Origin of the sequence: Sporosarcina sp. 179-K 3D1 HS (genome assembly GCF_047228905.1) — a bacterium.
In the GTDB taxonomy this organism is placed as follows: Bacteria; Bacillota; Bacilli; order Bacillales_A; family Planococcaceae; genus Sporosarcina.
Window position 1 is genome coordinate 1 of the sequence record NZ_JBFEGI010000017.1, and the last position, 17345, is coordinate 17345.

Here is a 17345-nt window from a genome sequence, read left to right on the forward strand (position 1 = left end):
CTGGTAGGAGGGATTGTGGCTGGAAACTGTTCAGTTCTATCGAGCAAAAACTGTCCATTTTAGTTTAGCAGTTACAATGGGACACAAGAAGAGGCAAACCACTTTATTGAAGTGTGTGAAACCTTCGGATTGAATCCTTTACTTGGCGATATCGTGTTCCAACGTTACGAAAGTAAAAATGGTCCCGTGACAAGTTTCATCACAACTCGGGACGGTCTTCTACGTGTAGCTACTTCACAAGATGGCTATGTAGGACCTCCCAACGCTAACGTGGTTCGAGAAGGTGATACTTTCGAGTTCATACCTTCCGAGGGAAGCGTAAGGCATGAGTTCGGTCAAAAACGCGGTCAGATTCTCGGTGCTTATGCGGTCATGCATCATAAGTGGTTTAGACCTGTGGCCGTATTCGTTGACTTCCAGGAATACTTTCAAGCAAATTCCGGAGAGTTGAATAACCGATACGGCAATAAAAACGTTTGGGATAAGATGCCTTCCGCTATGATCCAGAAAATAGCGGAAGTCTTTGTCCTCCGTCGTCAGTTCCCATTGGGTGGTTTGTACACTCGTGAGGAAATGTCGCTTGAAGAGAACGATAACGGAAATAGTGGAAATATGGATGTACCGATGAAGTCTTATCCAGCCCCTAACGGACAAAACATGGTTGATGGAAATCAACAAACTGCCGAAACATCTTTTCAGGAATCGAACGATAACGGTGTTAAAGGAGTTTTCATCCTGCAAAGCTTTGAAAAAGGGCTAAGCCCTCAAAACGTACCGTTTGCAAAATTGAATGTGTTGGACAAGGCTACTAACGAAGTAAGTCTTGTTCTAGTGAAAGAAAAAGAGGATGTAATCGATTCTCTCAGTCATGTTCAAATGGGCCATGAGTTGGCTATGGTTATTAAGAAAGAGAATGGTTTCAATTTCCTTGTAGAGTATTCTCATCTGCAAGAAAATGAACAACCTGTTAAATCTGAACAAAAAGAACCCATTCAAGTGCCTGATGGACAGGAAGATGAAACGGCTTCTGAATCACTCAATACGTTCATCATGGAAAAGTATGAACAGGGTACAACTCCGGCTGGCATATCTTTCGCAAAAATGTATGTGAGGAATGTGGTTAGCAACGCCCAAACGATGGTGTTTGCACAAGGTGAAGACGCTGTTCAACAAACAAAACATCTTTCTGAAGGTGAGAAGTTTACAATGCAGACTCGTACAGAAAACGGGTTTACGTTCTTTGAGAAGTTGGGAGATGCGGATAAGGGGGTAGCTTGATCATGCTTCCTGAAATACTGAAAGTTGCGGAGGAATATGGTCTTACGTTCAATCCCCGTACACATGGTAAAAAGGAGACTCTTTGCAAATGTGTTTTTTGCGAAGAGGACTCCAAGCCAGGTAAAGGACATAAATATTATATCTCGCTAAACACCCATGACCAAGTATTTAAGTGTTGGTATTGTGGCGTGTCAGGTGGCGTATTAGACTTTGAAGCTAAGTTATCGGGACTGCCTTACTCTGAAATACGTACAAAGTATTTCGGGATAAGGAAGAAACCCGTTCATCCGGCTGAAAAATTGAATGCACGTCAACTTCGTACTATCGGTTGGGCTGAATATAAACGGAAGAATCGTATTGCCTTTAATAAGAGTCGTGAGATTGTTCTACGTGATTGGAAGAGTTACGAATACGAAGAACTTGTAAAACATTTCGCTATGTTCATCGTGATCGCTCATATTGAAAATCAGGATGAACGTCAAAACGATCTTCTTCAGTATGTCATGCAATCATGTCGTGGCACACAAATTCATTTATTGTTTAATCGACTGCTGGCTGAATATGTGAAGGAAGAAGCTGATCGTGCCGATTGGGCGATGGAAGGTACAAAAATCGGAAGGGCTGCATGGAAGGTTGCTTTCTCCACTTATGATTTTGAAATGGATAAAGTCGTCCTGAATGTTGCAATTCTATATCACATGTTGAAAATGGACAAAGTCCAGAAGTTAGAAGTAGAAACGAGAAAAATGAATTCCGTTGAAAACGACAAAATGTCTTTAGCTAATTAAAATATCCGTCACCCTATACGGAAAAGAAATAGGGACGTGGCTGATAAACAGTTACGAGAAAAGGAGAACTTTATGAATAACGTTAGTTTGGTAGGTCGTTTAACAAAAGATCCGGAGATGAAATACACGCAGAGTGGTGTCGCTGTTTGCAATTTCACTCTTGCGGTGAACCGTCCATTTAAAAATGCCAATGGTGAAAATGAAGCAGATTTCATTATGGTTCAAGTTTGGAGGAAGCCTGCCGAAAATGCGGCTAACTTTCTTAAAAAAGGTAGTCAAGCTGCGGTGAATGGTCGCATTAATACTCGCCATTATGAAAACGACAAAGGCAACCGAGTGTACGTTACAGAGGTTGTTGCTGATTTTGTCCAATTCCTTGACCCGAAACCCCAAGGACAGGGAAATCAGCAGGGACAGGGTTTTCAGCAACCGCAAGGTAAAGGTGGCTATCAACCGCAACCGAATCCCTATGCAGGTAACGCAAATGCTCACGGTCAAAATGCCGATCAATATGGAGTAGGCGGAGGTTCATTTGAAGTAAAGGATGAGGATCTGCCGTTCTGATAAATTATTAAAGAAAAGGGAAGGGGGATTGGTCTGCCAGGCCTCTTTTCCTTTTTTCAATAAAGAAAGGAGATAGCAGCATGATATTCTCTTTTTCACGATTAAGCTTGTACGAAACTTGTCCGTACCGGTTTTATAAAAAATACATTCAGGGATATCAGGAGCCGGTGACTTACCCGTTGGCGTTGGGTAAAGGGGTTCATAAAGCCATTGAGGAAAAAATCAATGGGGTTAGTCATACAGAAGCTGTGTTAAACGGGATGATAGAAGCTGACTTTCACCCCGAAGTTACATTGGAGGAGATGTCCGATTTAGTCAGCCATGCCCCTATACAAGCGAACATGGGTGACACAGAAGTACATTTTCAACTACCTCTATCTGGTAAGGATTCAGCCCCGATGATTCAAGGCTATATTGATCTGGTTTCATCAGATGGAAGTAGAATAGTCGATTGGAAGACGAACCGAGCTCGATACGATGTTCGAGACAATCATCAAGTCGGCCTCTATGCGTGGGCCATTGGTCAATTAAGGAACCAATCCAATGTTGAGGGCAAATTGTTCTTTCTTCGATTCAAAAGGGAGAGTAAACTCATTTTCAATCAGGCTGATATGGAAAAGTCCAGAAAGTGGGCTTTGAGTGTAGCAAATGAAATCAATTCTAAACAAGAAATTATAGACAGACTACCTGAAAAGACAGAGGAATTATTTCAATCTACCCCATCTAGTCACTGTAGGCATTGTTCTTTTGCTATTGAATGTTATAAAAAGTTCAGCAACTATTAATATGTAAGTACAGCATGCACCGACGGGAATACTTGTCGGTGTTTTTATTTGAAATAAATAAAGGGGAGTGATCTACATGACAACGATTACAATATTTGAAGCTTATGCATTTATGTTTGTGACAGGAGCTTTAGCAGCCGTCTCGTTTCTGATTGGGTTTAATCAAGGAAGACAGCATTAACTTAAAGAAAGTAATCAGTGGACAGTGTTAGGTGTTTCGGGATAATAAATTCATTTAAAACAAAAACGTTATTTAACAATCGGGCGTATTTCGAGAATAAGAAATGCCCTCTTATAATGGGGGTAAAATATATGGCTGTTCATTAATTCAATGAATTGGTGGAAAACTTTCCTGATAAATAGGAATATAGTATCTATAACATTGATGGAAAGTGTATAATGTCAGGTATATTGAACGAAATGCAGGAGGGGTATAATGCAAAAACAATTAAATCCAATGTATTTATCATTTGACGAATTATTACAAAAACGACTTTTTGAAATACCTACATATCAAAGGGCTTATAGTTGGAATACTAAGCAAAGAAATGATCTTTTTAGTGATATTACAAAACTGTATGAAAGTCCAGAGTATAAAGAAGGACGGGCTCATTTCATGGCAACAGTGGTTTGCCATAGTCAAATGAGAGAAGAAGCATACGATACGGATGTATATAGTGTATTAAATATAGTAGACGGACAACAACGAATAACATCTTTAATTATTCTTTTAAAAGCCATTCACCTAAAAATGCGAGAATTGAACAATGCTAAGTATAGAAGATCTATTTATTATTTAGAAGAGCTATTGGTTAAAGACGAAAATCAAAAATTGATTTTAATACAAACAAATCATAATAGTTCACTAACTCTAAGAGAATATTTGTTATCAGGAAAACATCCAAGTGATGATATGGTAACTACGCATGCAATTAGGACCCTAAAATCAGGCTTTATTGAATGTGAAAAATTCGTGGATCATTGGTGCGAAAAATATGAAATTTTGGATTTATTAATGCTTATTAGAAATAGACTAAATTTTATTTTACATATTATAAATGATGAGGGTTCTGTTTATACAGTCTTTGAGGTTCTAAACAGTCGAGGGTTGGATGTAGATTGGTTAGACAAATGTAAAAGTATGCTATTAGGGATAGCTTTTGAAAAACTTAGTAAGAACCCTTTGGTCTTTGAAGATAGATTAAAATGGCTTCATGAGTATTGGGGAAAAATATATGAAACAATAGGCATTACGAATATTCCTGGTGATGAAATTGTACGTTTTACAGCTACTTTATATAATCCCCTAGAACACAGTAAAGTAATGAAAATTGAAGATGCCATTGATTACTTTAAAGAAATATGCGACCAAGATCCAGAAAGAGTTATTGATATTTCACAATGGCTTTCAGAAGTAACAAATGAATTGAAAAACCTATACACAAATAAAAAGAAAAAAGCAGTTACTAAAATAATCCAGGCACGTTTACTAGCTGTAGCAATTAATCTATCACCTCATCTATTGGAAAAAGAAACCGAAAAATTACTTGAATACTGGGAAAAAGTAACGTTTAGAGTTTTTGGTTTGCATAGGAAAGATAGTAGGCATCAAGTTGGTGAGTTTGTTCGGTTATCATGTTTCTTAATGGGCTTTAAATCTGCGGAACGAGCTAATAAATATAGTAATATGAGATACAAAAGTGCAATTGATAATATTTTGGAAATAGCGAAAAATTTCCCGCTTAAAGATATTCAAAAAACATTAGGTGAAGAAGATTCATATTCTCAATGGAAAATAGAATTACGATATTTCCTTTACACTTATGAAAAAGATTTAGCGGAAAAGTACAATGAAACCTTCTCAAAAAAGGTTTGGGAAACAATTTGGTCAATGAATCTCGAGGATACAATTGAACATATTTATCCTCAAATAGAAAGTGATGCATGGCGTGGAAAAGTGACTAAAAGAAAGCAATTTCATTGTAATCGGCTAGGTAATTTAATCTTACTTCCTAGAAAACTGAATAGTCGTGTTAGTAATCAAGGCTATTTTGCTAAGGCTAATGAATATAAAAAAACAGATATCTTAACAGCTAAAGAAGTTGCAAATATGAATAATGATTGGAATTATAAAACTATTGAAAGTAGAACTCAACATTTAATAGAATGGGCTAAAAATTATTGGGAAATTGATGGTTTTCAATAAAGAAAAGTAAGCGTTAATAAAGCGCTTACCTATTTTTAATAGTGTGTACCTTGTAGGTACACAAAAAAGTCTGCCTACAGTGTGGTATGCCAGCCACCGTGTTGTATCATTGCCAGAAAATACGAGCGGTTACACCGACACGAAAAGAAGCTATAAGGTATTGGTAAAGGTTGCTCATCACAAGACAAATCATACTGATAGACTTCAGACTCGGCCTCCTCACTTCTTTTCTTTGTAGAATATTTGCGACCTGAATATCGCTTTGATAAAATATGTATAACCTTTAAGTTTCTATGTCATCGTTTTGATGAATGTCGAAATACCTTTTTAGATTTTAAAGGAGATTTGACAAAAATCATGTTGCCCTTGTATTCTCTTTTCAGAGAAAAAACTGGCAGATGTAATAGCGCATCGAAAAATTGCTTTAAAGCATAATCATTTGAGATATTTACGCATAATTGCGTTAAATATATTAAAAGTCGATTGAATCCTTCGGGATACGGTCGGCTTTTTCTGTTTATAAAAATAATAGGAATAGGAGAGATTCAAATGGTTAGTAAACAATTAGAACGTCTAGTTTCTAACGGTAAGAAGGGAAGTGCGAACAAGTCATTCATCTGCTATGTGGATGAAAAGAAGGAAAAGAAGTTCCTGGTCTTTAAGTTTGGTGGCATTTACCTATTCGACAGTAAAGGTAAGGTTAAAAAGCTGAATTCGCTATCAGATATTGAAGAGATTTTCCTGTCTATTGAAAACGGAGACGTGAAGGTAATTGGCAGCGGAAATTTAGGAATCTAAAGGGGGCATTTAAAATGGTACTTGCAAAGTCGGAGGTCATTGAAAACATGGAACAAGCAATAAAGCTTGGGAAGGAAATTGAACGTGTAGAATCAGCTCTGAAAGCAATGAAGGCTGAATTGAAGGCTTTCGTTGATGTTAATGGACCTGTAGATACAGGCGATGTAATTTGGGATTATTCCATTTCTGCTTCGTGGCAATTTGATGAAAAGGGAATGAAAGAGTTAGCGCAAAACATGGTGCTCGAAGGTGTGAATCCATGGAAAATGCTGAATATCACAGCTTCCAATCTGAAAAAGATGGGCTGGGATGATGCAGTCATCGCAAAAATGGGCGAAAAAAAGGAGACGCGACGGTTCGCATCTCGAAAAAAGTAAAACGTTAAATTGTAAATACATCATAACATAAAAAGCCTTCCACCAGGCAAAGAAAAGTGGCACATGAATGCTTGTGCCGCTTGGCACTTGCTTTGTGTGAGAAAGGACAAGAAATTGATTAATAAAAAATATATTACGGCTGCTCGTGAAGCAGTTTCTACTTACAATGCTATTGGTTCTGAAAGCGTCATTGAATTGCAGGACATTCTAGCTGTTTTGATTGGCCCTTCGGCAACACCCGAATTCACTGGGCGATTAGCTGCTCGTGGAATTAGGGCGTTAGTCGACATGACTATTCCTGAATTAAAAGAGGAAGGTATGACTCATAACCAGGCCCTTAAAGTTCATTCAGGCATGTTGATTGCTCGGAAGATGCGTTCTGCCGGAAAGGCTAATGATCGTTATGTTATCCGATCACCGGAAGATGCGGCGGCTTATCTAATGACTGAAATGACTGCTCTGACGCAGGAGCATTTCGTTGTACTTTACCTGAATGTGAAAAATGAAGTGCTTCATAAAAAGACCGTTTTTATTGGCTCATTAAATTCATCGATAGTACATCCAAGGGAGGTGTACAAGGAAGCTGTAAAATATAGTGCAGCCTCCATTATCTGTCTTCATAACCATCCTAGCGGTCGGCCCGATCCTTCACCTGAAGACATCGAGGTTACGAAGAGATTGGCTGAGGCAGGTAGTGTTATGGGAGTCGAGTTAATTGATCACCTCATCATTGGAGATCATCGATTCATTAGTTTAAAGGAAAAAGGGTATTTATAAACACGAGGCAGGAAGCGGTTATTATTATGCTTCCTGCTTTTTTCTATTTAAGTGGAAGTATTTGATTGATGAAAAGGATCATTTTTATAAGCCTTAGTATCGTGTGCCAAGGGAATTTAAATGTAATTTTTTTCGTCTAGGAATAAGTAATTACTACCCTTTGACTTTTAATAGGCGAAGTGCATTTAATATTACGATCAACGCAGCTCCAGTATCACTTAAAACAGCAATCCATAATGTTAACCAGCCCGGGAAGATAAATAGTAAAGCTACGGCCTTCACTATTAACGAAAACCATATATTTTGTTTGATGATCTTTAAAGCCTTGCGACTCAACTTCATTGTATGGGGCAGTTTTTCTAAGTTATCAGCCATTAAGACAATATCAGCAGTCTCCATTGCCGTATCTGTGCCAGCACCGCCCATCGCTATTCCAAGATCAGCAGTCGCTAATGCAGGGGCATCGTTTATTCCATCACCAACCATGGCCACACGATAGCCTTCTTCTTGCAATTGTTTGATAGCTTTTACTTTTTCTTCTGGTAATAGTTCAGAGAAATATCGCTTCACACCAGCTTTTAAAGCAATAGCTTTGGCTGTCCCTTCGTTATCCCCTGTCAGCATGACAACTTGTTTGACACCTATTTTCTTCAGATTTTCTAAAGATGTTTTAGTTGTCTTTCGGATCGTGTCTGAAACACAAATTACACCTAAGATGTTGTCAGCAGTCCCTATGATGATAATGGTTTTACCTTCGTCTTGCAGGCTTAGAATTTTTTCTAGATGATTATTGATAGGGGTACCGACCTCTTCAAACAACTTTACGTTTCCTGCAAAGTAGGTAATACCATTGATTGTCGCTTGAATTCCTTTTCCGGTAAGGTTCTTAAACTGTGTACCAACTTTCACTTGAACACTTTTATCTTTTGCGTAATTCACTATTGTTTTAGCAATAGGGTGTGTGGAATATTCCTCTAAAGTTCGAGCAATCGATAACATGTTTTCTTCGGAATCATTAAAGACCACTAGATCCGTAACATTTGGTTTTCCTTCTGTTAGTGTTCCTGTTTTGTCAAAGGCGATGGCATTAATAGATCCTGCATTTTCTAAGAATGTACCACCTTTAATGAGAACACCATTTTTAGCGGCATTTCCAAGCGCTGTAACGATTGCAACTGGAGTTGAAATAACGAGCGCACAAGGACAAGCAATCACTAATAGCATTAATCCTTTATAAATCCATTCCTCCCAAGTGCCAAAAGCAAATACTGGGGGAACGACCATCACCAAAAGAGCAAGGATGAATACAATCGGTGTATAAATTCGTGCGAACTTATCTATAAATGCTTCTGTGGGAGCCTTTTTTTCTTGGGCTTCTTCAACCAAATGGATAATTTTAGAGATGGTTGTATCTTCCACCAGCTTCGTAACTTTAACGGTGAGTGAGCCGTGTTCATTTATTGAACCGGCATACACGAAACTACCTTTCCCCTTATCAACTGGGATGGATTCTCCTGTTATAGCCGCTTGATTGACACTGGATTCGCCTTCTATTACATCCCCATCCAATGGAATTCTATCTCCAGGCTTCACTATAATTACATCATTGACGGATACCTCTTCAACGGGCTTTTTAATTAATTCGTTTCCAATTTTAACCCAAGCTTCTGGAGGGGTTAACTCCATTAGACCCCGAATGGATTTACGTGTTTTTTCGATGGCTCGGTTCTGTAAGTTAAGCCCTAGTGCAAACAGCCAAACAACAGTAGCCCCTTCAAGCCATTCTCCTAGAAATGCAGCACCGATTGCTGCTGCTGACATGAGGACGTTCATGTCTAACGAACGACTTCTAATCGCATAGTAAGCACTCTTTACAGGTTTATACCCACTTACAATCATTGCAATTGCGTACATTGTAGTCGTTAGATAAGGAGAGATTCCTGTGTAAGATCCGAAAAATCCTAGTGCAATTAATATACCTGAAAAAATGACAGCGCCATTCTGATTACTAGAACGTGTGGAGGAGGGTATTTGTTTATTGGTAGTAATGAGTGACGCTTTAAATCCAGCTTTAGATACTTCGTTAATAATTTCTTCCGAACTATTTTCATGTTCAATTTTCATCTTACCGGTCGAAAAATTGACCTGAACGTGTTTGACAGAAGGAAGAGTATTTAAGTGATTTTCTATTGTCAAAGCACAAGAACCGCAATCCATTCCTTCAATAATGTAATTCCTTAAGTTGTTATTAATTTGTATAGGTTCAACTTCGAAACCAAGCTTCTTCATTTGTTTTTGGATGGATTCAAATTCAAGTTCTTCAGTCGAACTAACTTGCATTTTTCCTGTACTGTAGTTCACGTTCACTCCATTGATGCTTTGTTGAGTGCTTAAACTTTTTTCAATTGTTACCGCACAAGCTGGGCAATCCATTCCATAAACACGAAACTCCTCTTTTATTCCCCCATCAAGGTTTACATTAACCGGGCCTATAGTGTTGCCTGAACTACTGCAACAATCGACTGGAATACTAGAATGCTTATCGGGATCCTTACTGCTGCAGCAGGTCGTTGTTTTGATGGTTTCTTCCTCGATCATCGGAGTCATGCTGCAACATTCATCTTTTACTTCCGTATTTATGGCGTTACTACTGCAACACTCTATATGTTCACTTTGCTTTGTTTCGGTTTGAATTACTTGATTGCTACTACAGCAGGATGTTTGTTTTCCTAGATTTTGGGGTTCTGCTTCAGTAGAACAGCACTTATTATCCATTCTTCACACTTCCTTAACTAATATGATTCTTACAACAAGCAACAGTGTCTTCAATCTGACTCAGTACATTATCAAATGTGTCTAGCAACTCTTTGATTTGTTGATTTCGCAAGCCATAGTAGACGTATTTTCCCTCTTGCCTCCCTACAATGATTCCACAACCTCTGAGACATGCTAGGTGTTGTGAAATATTTGATTGATTTCCCTCTACACTTTCAACAATCTGTGAGACAGTCTTTTCTTCATATTTGATGCACTCTAATATTTGAACCCTTGTTTTATCTCCGAATGCACGTAAAAACTTCACTTTGAGTTCTAAATTAGTTGATATCATAATATCGCTCCTTTCATATTAGACATGACTAATATGATTTGTTATTATCATATTAGCAATTACTAATATGTGTGTCAATTTTATATTTTTTACTGAAACCGTGATTCTTTGAAGAGGGTGATGAGGAAGTTACTAGCAATATACGGGGAATAATGTAATTTGAGCGATGTAGTCGTTAAAAACTAATTCAGGCTGCTAAAGTATAAAAACTTGTCATTATTGGCGTTGAAGGAGTTATGTTATGTTAAAGAATAAGGCACTGCTTTTTACAATGACTATTCTCTTAGTTGGCATCGTTGTACTTATAGGTCTGTTCATACCGAAAGAAACCCATCCTTCTCCAGATACAAGAATTATTTTAGAGCACACGTACAAAACTTATATTGCTCCTGTTTGTTTTGAAGAGTCAGATCCAACGAACTTTCTGGAAGAGTCAACATTAAAGAAAGCTAAAAGTTTACATTATGCCCCCGATTCTCCATGTACTGAGAATGCCTTAGAAAGTGAAAAGGATCGATTGCTTACAAGTTTTCTGAAACAGATAGGAGTTATGGATACGAAATGGGATAGTTGGTAATTACGATATGAAGTGAGAGGGTATGTATGAAGAAAAATATTATAATGATGACTATTTTATTATTAATAATATCAGCCAATGCCGTATCTGCACATACTAGCTTAACTAGTTCTGCACCTGCTAATGGTGAAATTATTGCTGAAGACGTCCATGAAATTGTATTGGAATTTGATACGAAAATTGAAAAAACAAGTACAGTGAAAGTCTTTAACGAGAATAATGAAGAAATAATCGTCAGTAATACCCAAGTGAATGATAATGTGATGACAGGGGGATTCATGTCTCCGTTAGGTGATGGTACATATACTGTGGACTGGAAGATTATTGGCGCGGATGGCCACCCAATTCAAGGAACATATTCATTCATGGTAAGCCAAAACGAATCACAAGCTCCTGTAGATTCTAAAGAAACCGAAGAAACACCTGTTGCACCTATAGAAGATCCAGAAGAAAAATCAGTGCAGCAGCCAGTTGAAGTTCCTTCAACGATAGCTTCAAATGATGTTCTTGTTGTAATCCTTGTCGTTTTATTTACTATAGCTGGTGGATTTTTTGGCTGGATCATAGGAAGAAGGCAAAAGTAAATGGTTTGGGTCTATATTTCTGAAAGTCTATTGTATCTCTGTTTTTCGCTACTGATGGGCGCATTTATCATTCAATTCATACCGGACCGGTTGAAACCTACTATTCATATACCGAAACGGTTAATTCAATTGGCAGTATTAGGTGTTGTATTCTTTTCGGTTGCCCCAGTGATAAGAGTTATCCTATTTCTTTATGAGGATATCGGTCTATTTGCTACGATGGAAAGCGTCCTAAGTGGTTTTGAAGTAGGGAAGGCTTGGAATCTTACGGTCATACTTGCAATTTTCTTTTACCTGTTTGTGTCACTGTTCCCGGTATTGAAAAGCAAAGTGCTGTCCGGTATTGCTCTCGCTTTCACTCTCGTCCTGCTTTTAGCATTGGGTTGGGCTAGTCACGGAGCTTCTCTTACCGCATGGAGTGGGTTCGTTTCCCATTCATTGCACTTTCTAGCCGTTACGGTATGGATCGGTATTCTCCTTATTGTCGGTTGGTGTTCAAAAAACCAAGAGAATTGGCTTTCTTATTTAAAGTGGTTTACCTCTTTGGCAATCGCATGCTTCCTTACAATTACAGGAACTGGATTATTTCTAATGACATTGGTGATTGATGTAAATGAATATACGGACGCATGGATGGTATCATATGGACAAGCCTTATTGATGAAGCATCTGACCATCATCCCAGTTTTATTTTTTGCTTTTATAAATGGATTTTGGATCAGGCGCAAATTGAATCGACAAGAGCAAATCAACCCAATATCTTGGTTGAAGTTCGAAAGCATTCTCCTTTTCTTTACGTTTGTTTCGACCGGTGTCCTGGGACAACAGGAGCCTCCTCATAGTATTGAAATAACACTCAAAGGCAGCGGTCCTTCGGCTCTCTTCGATTACTTCTATTCGGGGGTCATTGATCCTTCAATGAGTTTGCAATTCGGGTTGAATACAATAAATATATTGTTTTTCACCGTAGCGATTATTTTCATGTGGCTTATCATGTATAGCTTTAGGAAAAAGACACCTGCAGTAGTTCCTTTTTTCATGGGAATGTTCTGTGTCCTTTCTCTATATTTCGGATTAATGGCTAGCGTTCAATAATAAATGACAGAGAAGAGGTATTTGATGAAACAGAATAAAAGTTCAAATATGAAATTTGCAGTTATTATAACACTCGTGGTAGTAGTATTATTGGCGGCAATCGCTGTACTTAGCAACAAACAGGAATCCTTGCCAACCGAAATAAAACAAATTGATGTTACAGGACAGCCCTCGTTTGGAGAGGAAGATGCTCCTGTGACAGTAGTGGAATTTGGTGATTTTAAATGCCCGGCATGTAAAGCTTGGGGTGAAAGGATTTATCCAGAGCTAGTTAAGGATTATATCGAAACAGGTAAAATGAAATTTTCCTTTGTCAACGTGTTATTCCACGGCGAAGAATCGACTTTAGGCTCGCTTGCCGCTGAATCAGTTTTTGAGCGGAATCCCGATGTGTATTGGGATTTCCACCAGGCGCTGTTTGATGCACAACCCGTTGAAGATCATGATGCCCTATGGATAACACCCGAAAGAATCCTCGAAATTGCAAGTGGGTTTCCTGAGATTGATCAAACCCTTTTATAAGAAGACATGGAACAGCAAGCGACAATGGAGAAGGTTAAAATCGATGAAGAATTAGTGCGAGAAGCTGGTGTTTCGATGACTCCGACCATTGTCATAAACGGGAAAGTGATGGAGGATCCTTTTGATTATGAAGCCATTAAGGCGGCAATAGAACAAGAAATTAAGGATGAAAACTGATGGAGAATACGGGTAGTAAATCTAGACAGCAAGGGTTGCTATTATATATTGCATGGATTGTCTCATTAGTTGCCATGTTCGGGAGCCTGTACTTCAGTGAAATCAAAGGGTATATTCCTTGTGAGTTATGTTGGTATCAGCGTATCTTCATGTACCCCCTTACTTTGATATTGGGGATTGGAACTTTCCAGAATGACATTAGCGTTAAAAAGTTCGTGCTTCCATTATCAATTATCGGGGGAAGCATATCGTTCATGCATTATTTAGAGCAGAAGATACCCGGCTTTGGAGGGATCAAACCTTGTGTGAGTGGTGTCCCTTGTAGTGCCCAATATATAAATTGGTTTGGTTTTGTTACGATACCATTTTTGGCGTTAGTGGCATTTGTAATTATCGTTTGCTGTATGTTTCTCGTTAAACCAAAGAAGTCAATTGAATAAAGAACATTATTAAAGAAGCCAAAAGAAGCTGCAGTTGCACTCTTTGGCTTCTTGACAGTCGCCAAGCACTGAGATATGAACGTCCTAAAAAGGATGTGGCGTGATATGGCCAAAATCATCGACATTCACAAAAAGACGCCTCGTACCAATGGCACCCGGAAACTGTCCGCTATCAAAAACATCGCTCGTCACCATTCTGCCGGTACGTCAGGCAACTGGGATTCTTTTTGGAAGTATTGGAACGGAACACTGAAATGGGGTACAGGCGGCTATCATGAGATCATCCTCCGTGATGGATCTGTTGAACTCTGCTATGACCCAGAAGAGATTACGAACGGGGTGGGCGGCCAGAACTCCTACATTTATAAATATCTGCTTGGTCGGGAATGGCTCTTTTACTGAAGAGCAAGAACGAACCTTTGACGAGCGGGCGCGGTATTGGATGCAGCGGCTCGGGTTACCGGCAAGCGCCGTCAAAGGGCACAAAGAGTTTCCTGGGCAGTCTACCAATTGCCCAGGCATTGACATGAACTTGGTCCGGGCGCGACTAGCCGGACAGGTCGCCGATACATCAGCTTTAAGCAAAAATGAGAAATCGGATTTGAAATTTACATCCGGTACACTACGAAAGGAATTTGAAACGTTTCTTGGCAGCAAGGCCCAACGGGAAATAGCGGTTAAAGCCGCCGTGGAAGCCGGGTACTCGGAAAAGTGGATCAAGGTTCTGGGAGAGGGAAGAGCGGCAGATGGAGACATTGTAATGCTCGGACTTGGCGCACTGATTCGAGCAAATAAATGAAAATCGAATCCATGTTCTTTTTTCGAACTAAAATCATGCCACTTATTTTAGTTGGTAGATTATTACTTCTCCTTACGGTATTATGGACCTAAAAGGAGTGGGGGAAATGAATGAAAAGCAATGGAGTAACGTTTTTAAAATATTAGATAAGTACACTCAATACAAGCACTATCAACTATTATTCGACCGTTTTAGGCTGTCCAAAAAGCAATCACGTGAAGAAATGAGAAAGGAGTTAGTTCGTACAGTTACCGATACAGGTTTCTTAGGACCTATAATGTCCCCAGTTGTTTTTGAAGAGTGGTTAGCTTTGCATCAAATTAACGGTAACAATTATACCTTTGTTTATAACTTGGAAGAAAGAGTTGATTCTGAATTATTGCAAAACGCCTATTTGAACAAAAATAGTGTAATTGAAATTAACCTTTTCGATATTAACATTGACAATGATTCTGAAAATCTTGCAACAGTAATGCCGGGTTTAAACGATATTAAATTGACACAAATCCATCGAGACAAAAATTTAGGAACGTACACTTTTTCATTTGTATCGCCCTGTGAGGTGACTGGGACAAGAACTGATGGATCAAGTAGAACATATAAAAACCTTTTTTTCTGTCACTGTGTATTCTTTGAATATTCAAATGACGTTAAAATCATTTTTAATCCAACAAGTAACCTACTGAACGTTAACGGGATAAAAAAGGACCGTTATGACTGGACACCGATTTCCAATATGATTTTTAATAAAGTAAAGCAATATATTGGGAAGGTTTATTTAAAAGCACCGTTATGGATTCCACAAGCGTTATACCAATTTGCAGAAGATGCTACAGGTCATAATAACCCAGAAATAACGGCACATTCTTTTAATGCAGAAAGTCAGATTTTGAAGTTTGCAGAGGATTTGTTGAAAAAGTCGGAAATCGATACCGATAATGAACCTGCGTTATTAAGTCGATTTATTCAAGATATTCAAATTTCATTTGAATCGCAGTTAATGGAGATATATGCTCCAGTGGAAGATTCACAAGATTCCTTTGCAATTTTTAAACAAAGATCTGATGGCGTGTCACATATTATTAGTGTAGAATCTACAGAAGAAGGTTTTAAGTACGGTTCTGCTGCACAAGCGGCTAAACGTTCTCGCCAAGATGGAGACATCGATTTACTCGGGGTTAATTTAAAAACCAATAATCGAACTTATAAATTTCTTGTAGAACAAGGAAGTGATGCCTATTTAATTAGAGGAACAAACACATTTATCGAAGAGGAGGTGGTAAACATTGTTGTCCGTAAACTTAACGAGTATAGAGAACAAATTAGGCTTACCACCTCCGATAATCCAGAAAGTGGAGAAGGAGCTGCTATCCCTTAGGACGAGTGACGTATTAACAAAGAATAAATTAGCTAGGGTTGCATCTATACAGTTGAATACGGCCGAGGAAATCTTAATAGAGCTTTATAATGAAAAGAAATTAAAACTTCTCATTAGGGTTTCTTGTCAAAATGAAGAACCCCACTTTTTATTTTTGAACTCATTAGAAGAGTATTATTTACAAGACAAGGATTTGAAGTGTCCAGAATGTGGTTTAAGCTACGACTGGAAAAGAGCAGTTGTAGGTTTTAAGAGAGGAGACTTTAATGCTTGATTTAAATGATTATACCTCTCTAGAAAAACTTTTAAGTAAATTGGATGATGACGTATTCTGGAAACCAGTTAAAGGTGAAAAGTTAGCTATCGAACAATTTGATGAACATATTGAATTAATTGAAGCTAGCCAAGATTGGGGTAAAGCGGAAAATCACAAGAAAGGCGCAGTTCTTGAGAATTTTGCTATGTTTTTGTTTTCCAGATTTCAAGACGTTCAAGTGTTTAAAAATAAAAGGCCTGGGGATAATGAAACTGATATTGAAGCGATTATGAGTGAAAAAGCCTTACCACCTTTTATAAAAAATATTATTGGACAAAGAATAATTTGTGAGTGTAAAAATAAAAAGTCGAGTACGATTGACGTGGGGATGGTTACTAAATTAGCAGAGATTATTCCCACAAGGGGTTCTAATTTCGGAATATTCATTTCGATTAAAGGGATGGGAGGACAATCTTGGAGATTTGGTGAGGGTAAGAGAAAGAAAATAATGTATAGTCATCAATTACCTTTAATTTCTTTCACTGTGGATGAGTTGAAAGAAATAAAAGAAGGAAGAAACTTTTATACTATGATAAAAGAAAAATATTATGCTTTATTAGATGAGGTGGATGATAACACTTCAGGCATACCTCTAGAGGAAGAAGATTTTATTAAGTATACACTTCAGATGGTTGAACATTTCAAAAAGTGTGAACTACTGAATGACGAAGAAGAGCGAAGTTTATTAATGAGATTGTCTAAAAGATACGGTTTGCAGTAACGATTGTATAGATAAAAAATGATCAATATAAGGAATATTTATTTAGATCAAGCG

The 17345-nt window shown here is 38.1% G+C and carries 17 protein-coding genes and 2 pseudogenes; 17 read left to right on the forward strand and 2 right to left on the reverse strand.

Going from position 1 to position 17345, the window contains the following annotated elements:
• Positions 1 to 90: 90 nt before the first annotated feature.
• From AB1K83_RS16730 to radC, 8 genes and pseudogenes are all read left to right on the forward strand, one after another.
• A pseudogene (locus AB1K83_RS16730) lies at positions 91 to 1278 on the forward strand (RecT family recombinase); the annotation flags it as partial.
• A 2-nt stretch (positions 1279 to 1280) separates the two neighbouring features.
• Complete coding sequence (locus tag AB1K83_RS16735) at positions 1281 to 2066, forward strand: hypothetical protein (RefSeq protein ID WP_413059347.1); 786 nt, start codon at positions 1281 to 1283, stop codon at positions 2064 to 2066.
• A gap of 72 nt (positions 2067 to 2138) precedes the next feature.
• The gene (locus AB1K83_RS16740; RefSeq protein WP_413059401.1) at positions 2139 to 2630 is read left to right on the forward strand and encodes a single-stranded DNA-binding protein; all 492 of its coding nucleotides are present in this window, start codon (positions 2139 to 2141) and stop codon (positions 2628 to 2630) included.
• Between the two features lie 80 nt (positions 2631 to 2710).
• Positions 2711 to 3415, forward strand: coding sequence for a PD-(D/E)XK nuclease family protein (locus AB1K83_RS16745; protein ID WP_413059348.1), 705 nt, complete (start codon positions 2711 to 2713; stop codon positions 3413 to 3415).
• Between the two features lie 436 nt (positions 3416 to 3851).
• Positions 3852 to 5621: a DUF262 domain-containing protein gene (locus AB1K83_RS16750; protein ID WP_413059349.1), complete on the forward strand. Its 1770-nt coding sequence runs from the start codon at positions 3852 to 3854 to the stop codon at positions 5619 to 5621.
• Positions 5622 to 6170: 549 nt separating this feature from the next.
• The gene (locus tag AB1K83_RS16755; protein WP_413059350.1) at positions 6171 to 6419 is read left to right on the forward strand and encodes a hypothetical protein; all 249 of its coding nucleotides are present in this window, start codon (positions 6171 to 6173) and stop codon (positions 6417 to 6419) included.
• Positions 6420 to 6433: 14 nt separating this feature from the next.
• Entirely contained in the window at positions 6434 to 6796 is a 363-nt protein-coding gene (locus AB1K83_RS16760; RefSeq protein ID WP_413059351.1) for a hypothetical protein, read from the forward strand.
• Positions 6797 to 6910: 114 nt separating this feature from the next.
• Positions 6911 to 7573, forward strand: coding sequence for a RadC family protein (radC, locus tag AB1K83_RS16765; RefSeq protein ID WP_413059352.1), 663 nt, complete (start codon positions 6911 to 6913; stop codon positions 7571 to 7573).
• Positions 7574 to 7726: 153 nt separating this feature from the next.
• Here radC and AB1K83_RS16770 read toward each other — a convergent pair whose 3' ends face one another.
• Entirely contained in the window at positions 7727 to 10348 is a 2622-nt protein-coding gene (locus AB1K83_RS16770) for a heavy metal translocating P-type ATPase (protein WP_413059353.1), read from the reverse strand.
• 13 nt (positions 10349 to 10361) lie between these two features.
• Entirely contained in the window at positions 10362 to 10682 is a 321-nt protein-coding gene (locus tag AB1K83_RS16775; RefSeq protein ID WP_413059354.1) for an ArsR/SmtB family transcription factor, read from the reverse strand.
• A 241-nt stretch (positions 10683 to 10923) separates the two neighbouring features.
• On the opposite strand from AB1K83_RS16775, the gene AB1K83_RS16780 reads away from it, so the two are divergent.
• The 9 genes and pseudogenes from AB1K83_RS16780 (at position 10924) to AB1K83_RS16820 (ending at position 17291) form a co-directional block, all read left to right on the forward strand.
• Positions 10924 to 11259, forward strand: a complete 336-nt coding sequence (locus tag AB1K83_RS16780; protein WP_413059355.1) for a hypothetical protein — start codon at positions 10924 to 10926, stop codon at positions 11257 to 11259.
• 26 nt (positions 11260 to 11285) lie between these two features.
• Positions 11286 to 11843 (forward strand): copper resistance protein CopC, encoded by a 558-nt coding sequence (locus AB1K83_RS16785; protein ID WP_413059356.1) that lies wholly within the window; start codon positions 11286 to 11288, stop codon positions 11841 to 11843.
• Positions 11844 to 12938: a copper resistance D family protein gene (locus tag AB1K83_RS16790; RefSeq protein ID WP_413059357.1), complete on the forward strand. Its 1095-nt coding sequence runs from the start codon at positions 11844 to 11846 to the stop codon at positions 12936 to 12938. It abuts the gene before it with no gap.
• A 24-nt stretch (positions 12939 to 12962) separates the two neighbouring features.
• Positions 12963 to 13637, forward strand: a pseudogene (locus tag AB1K83_RS16795) (DsbA family protein).
• Positions 13637 to 14077, forward strand: coding sequence for a disulfide oxidoreductase (locus tag AB1K83_RS16800; protein ID WP_413059358.1), 441 nt, complete (start codon positions 13637 to 13639; stop codon positions 14075 to 14077). Before AB1K83_RS16795 ends, AB1K83_RS16800 begins: the two are co-directional and overlap by 1 nt.
• Before the next feature lie 105 nt (positions 14078 to 14182).
• Entirely contained in the window at positions 14183 to 14479 is a 297-nt protein-coding gene (locus tag AB1K83_RS16805) for a hypothetical protein (RefSeq protein ID WP_413059359.1), read from the forward strand.
• Entirely contained in the window at positions 14391 to 14876 is a 486-nt protein-coding gene (locus AB1K83_RS16810; RefSeq protein WP_413059360.1) for an N-acetylmuramoyl-L-alanine amidase, read from the forward strand. Before AB1K83_RS16805 ends, AB1K83_RS16810 begins: the two co-directional genes overlap by 89 nt.
• Before the next feature lie 106 nt (positions 14877 to 14982).
• Entirely contained in the window at positions 14983 to 16254 is a 1272-nt protein-coding gene (locus tag AB1K83_RS16815; RefSeq protein WP_413059361.1) for a hypothetical protein, read from the forward strand.
• A 266-nt stretch (positions 16255 to 16520) separates the two neighbouring features.
• A complete protein-coding gene (locus tag AB1K83_RS16820; RefSeq protein ID WP_413059362.1) occupies positions 16521 to 17291 on the forward strand; it encodes a restriction endonuclease in 771 nt (256 codons plus the stop codon).
• Positions 17292 to 17345: the final 54 nt, after the last annotated feature.

Bases quoted from the DNA above. Each gene is read 5' to 3' on its own strand.
- AB1K83_RS16810 (WP_413059360.1), top strand. From the start codon at position 14,391: ATGACCCAGAAGAGATTACGAACGGGGTGGGCGGCCAGAACTCCTACA.
- AB1K83_RS16740 (WP_413059401.1), top strand. From the start codon at position 2,139: ATGAATAACGTTAGTTTGGTAGGTCGTTTAACAAAAGATCCGGAGATG.
- AB1K83_RS16780 (WP_413059355.1), top strand. From the start codon at position 10,924: ATGTTAAAGAATAAGGCACTGCTTTTTACAATGACTATTCTCTTAGTT.
- AB1K83_RS16800 (WP_413059358.1), top strand. From the start codon at position 13,637: ATGGAGAATACGGGTAGTAAATCTAGACAGCAAGGGTTGCTATTATAT.
- AB1K83_RS16805 (WP_413059359.1), top strand. From the start codon at position 14,183: ATGGCCAAAATCATCGACATTCACAAAAAGACGCCTCGTACCAATGGC.
- AB1K83_RS16785 (WP_413059356.1), top strand. From the start codon at position 11,286: ATGAAGAAAAATATTATAATGATGACTATTTTATTATTAATAATATCA.
- AB1K83_RS16760 (WP_413059351.1), top strand. From the start codon at position 6,434: ATGGTACTTGCAAAGTCGGAGGTCATTGAAAACATGGAACAAGCAATA.
- AB1K83_RS16790 (WP_413059357.1), top strand. From the start codon at position 11,844: ATGGTTTGGGTCTATATTTCTGAAAGTCTATTGTATCTCTGTTTTTCG.
- AB1K83_RS16815 (WP_413059361.1), top strand. From the start codon at position 14,983: ATGAATGAAAAGCAATGGAGTAACGTTTTTAAAATATTAGATAAGTAC.
- AB1K83_RS16820 (WP_413059362.1), top strand. From the start codon at position 16,521: ATGCTTGATTTAAATGATTATACCTCTCTAGAAAAACTTTTAAGTAAA.
- AB1K83_RS16750 (WP_413059349.1), top strand. From the start codon at position 3,852: ATGCAAAAACAATTAAATCCAATGTATTTATCATTTGACGAATTATTA.
- AB1K83_RS16775 (WP_413059354.1), bottom strand. From the start codon at position 10,682: ATGATATCAACTAATTTAGAACTCAAAGTGAAGTTTTTACGTGCATTC.
- AB1K83_RS16755 (WP_413059350.1), top strand. From the start codon at position 6,171: ATGGTTAGTAAACAATTAGAACGTCTAGTTTCTAACGGTAAGAAGGGA.
- AB1K83_RS16770 (WP_413059353.1), bottom strand. From the start codon at position 10,348: ATGGATAATAAGTGCTGTTCTACTGAAGCAGAACCCCAAAATCTAGGA.
- AB1K83_RS16735 (WP_413059347.1), top strand. From the start codon at position 1,281: ATGCTTCCTGAAATACTGAAAGTTGCGGAGGAATATGGTCTTACGTTC.
- AB1K83_RS16745 (WP_413059348.1), top strand. From the start codon at position 2,711: ATGATATTCTCTTTTTCACGATTAAGCTTGTACGAAACTTGTCCGTAC.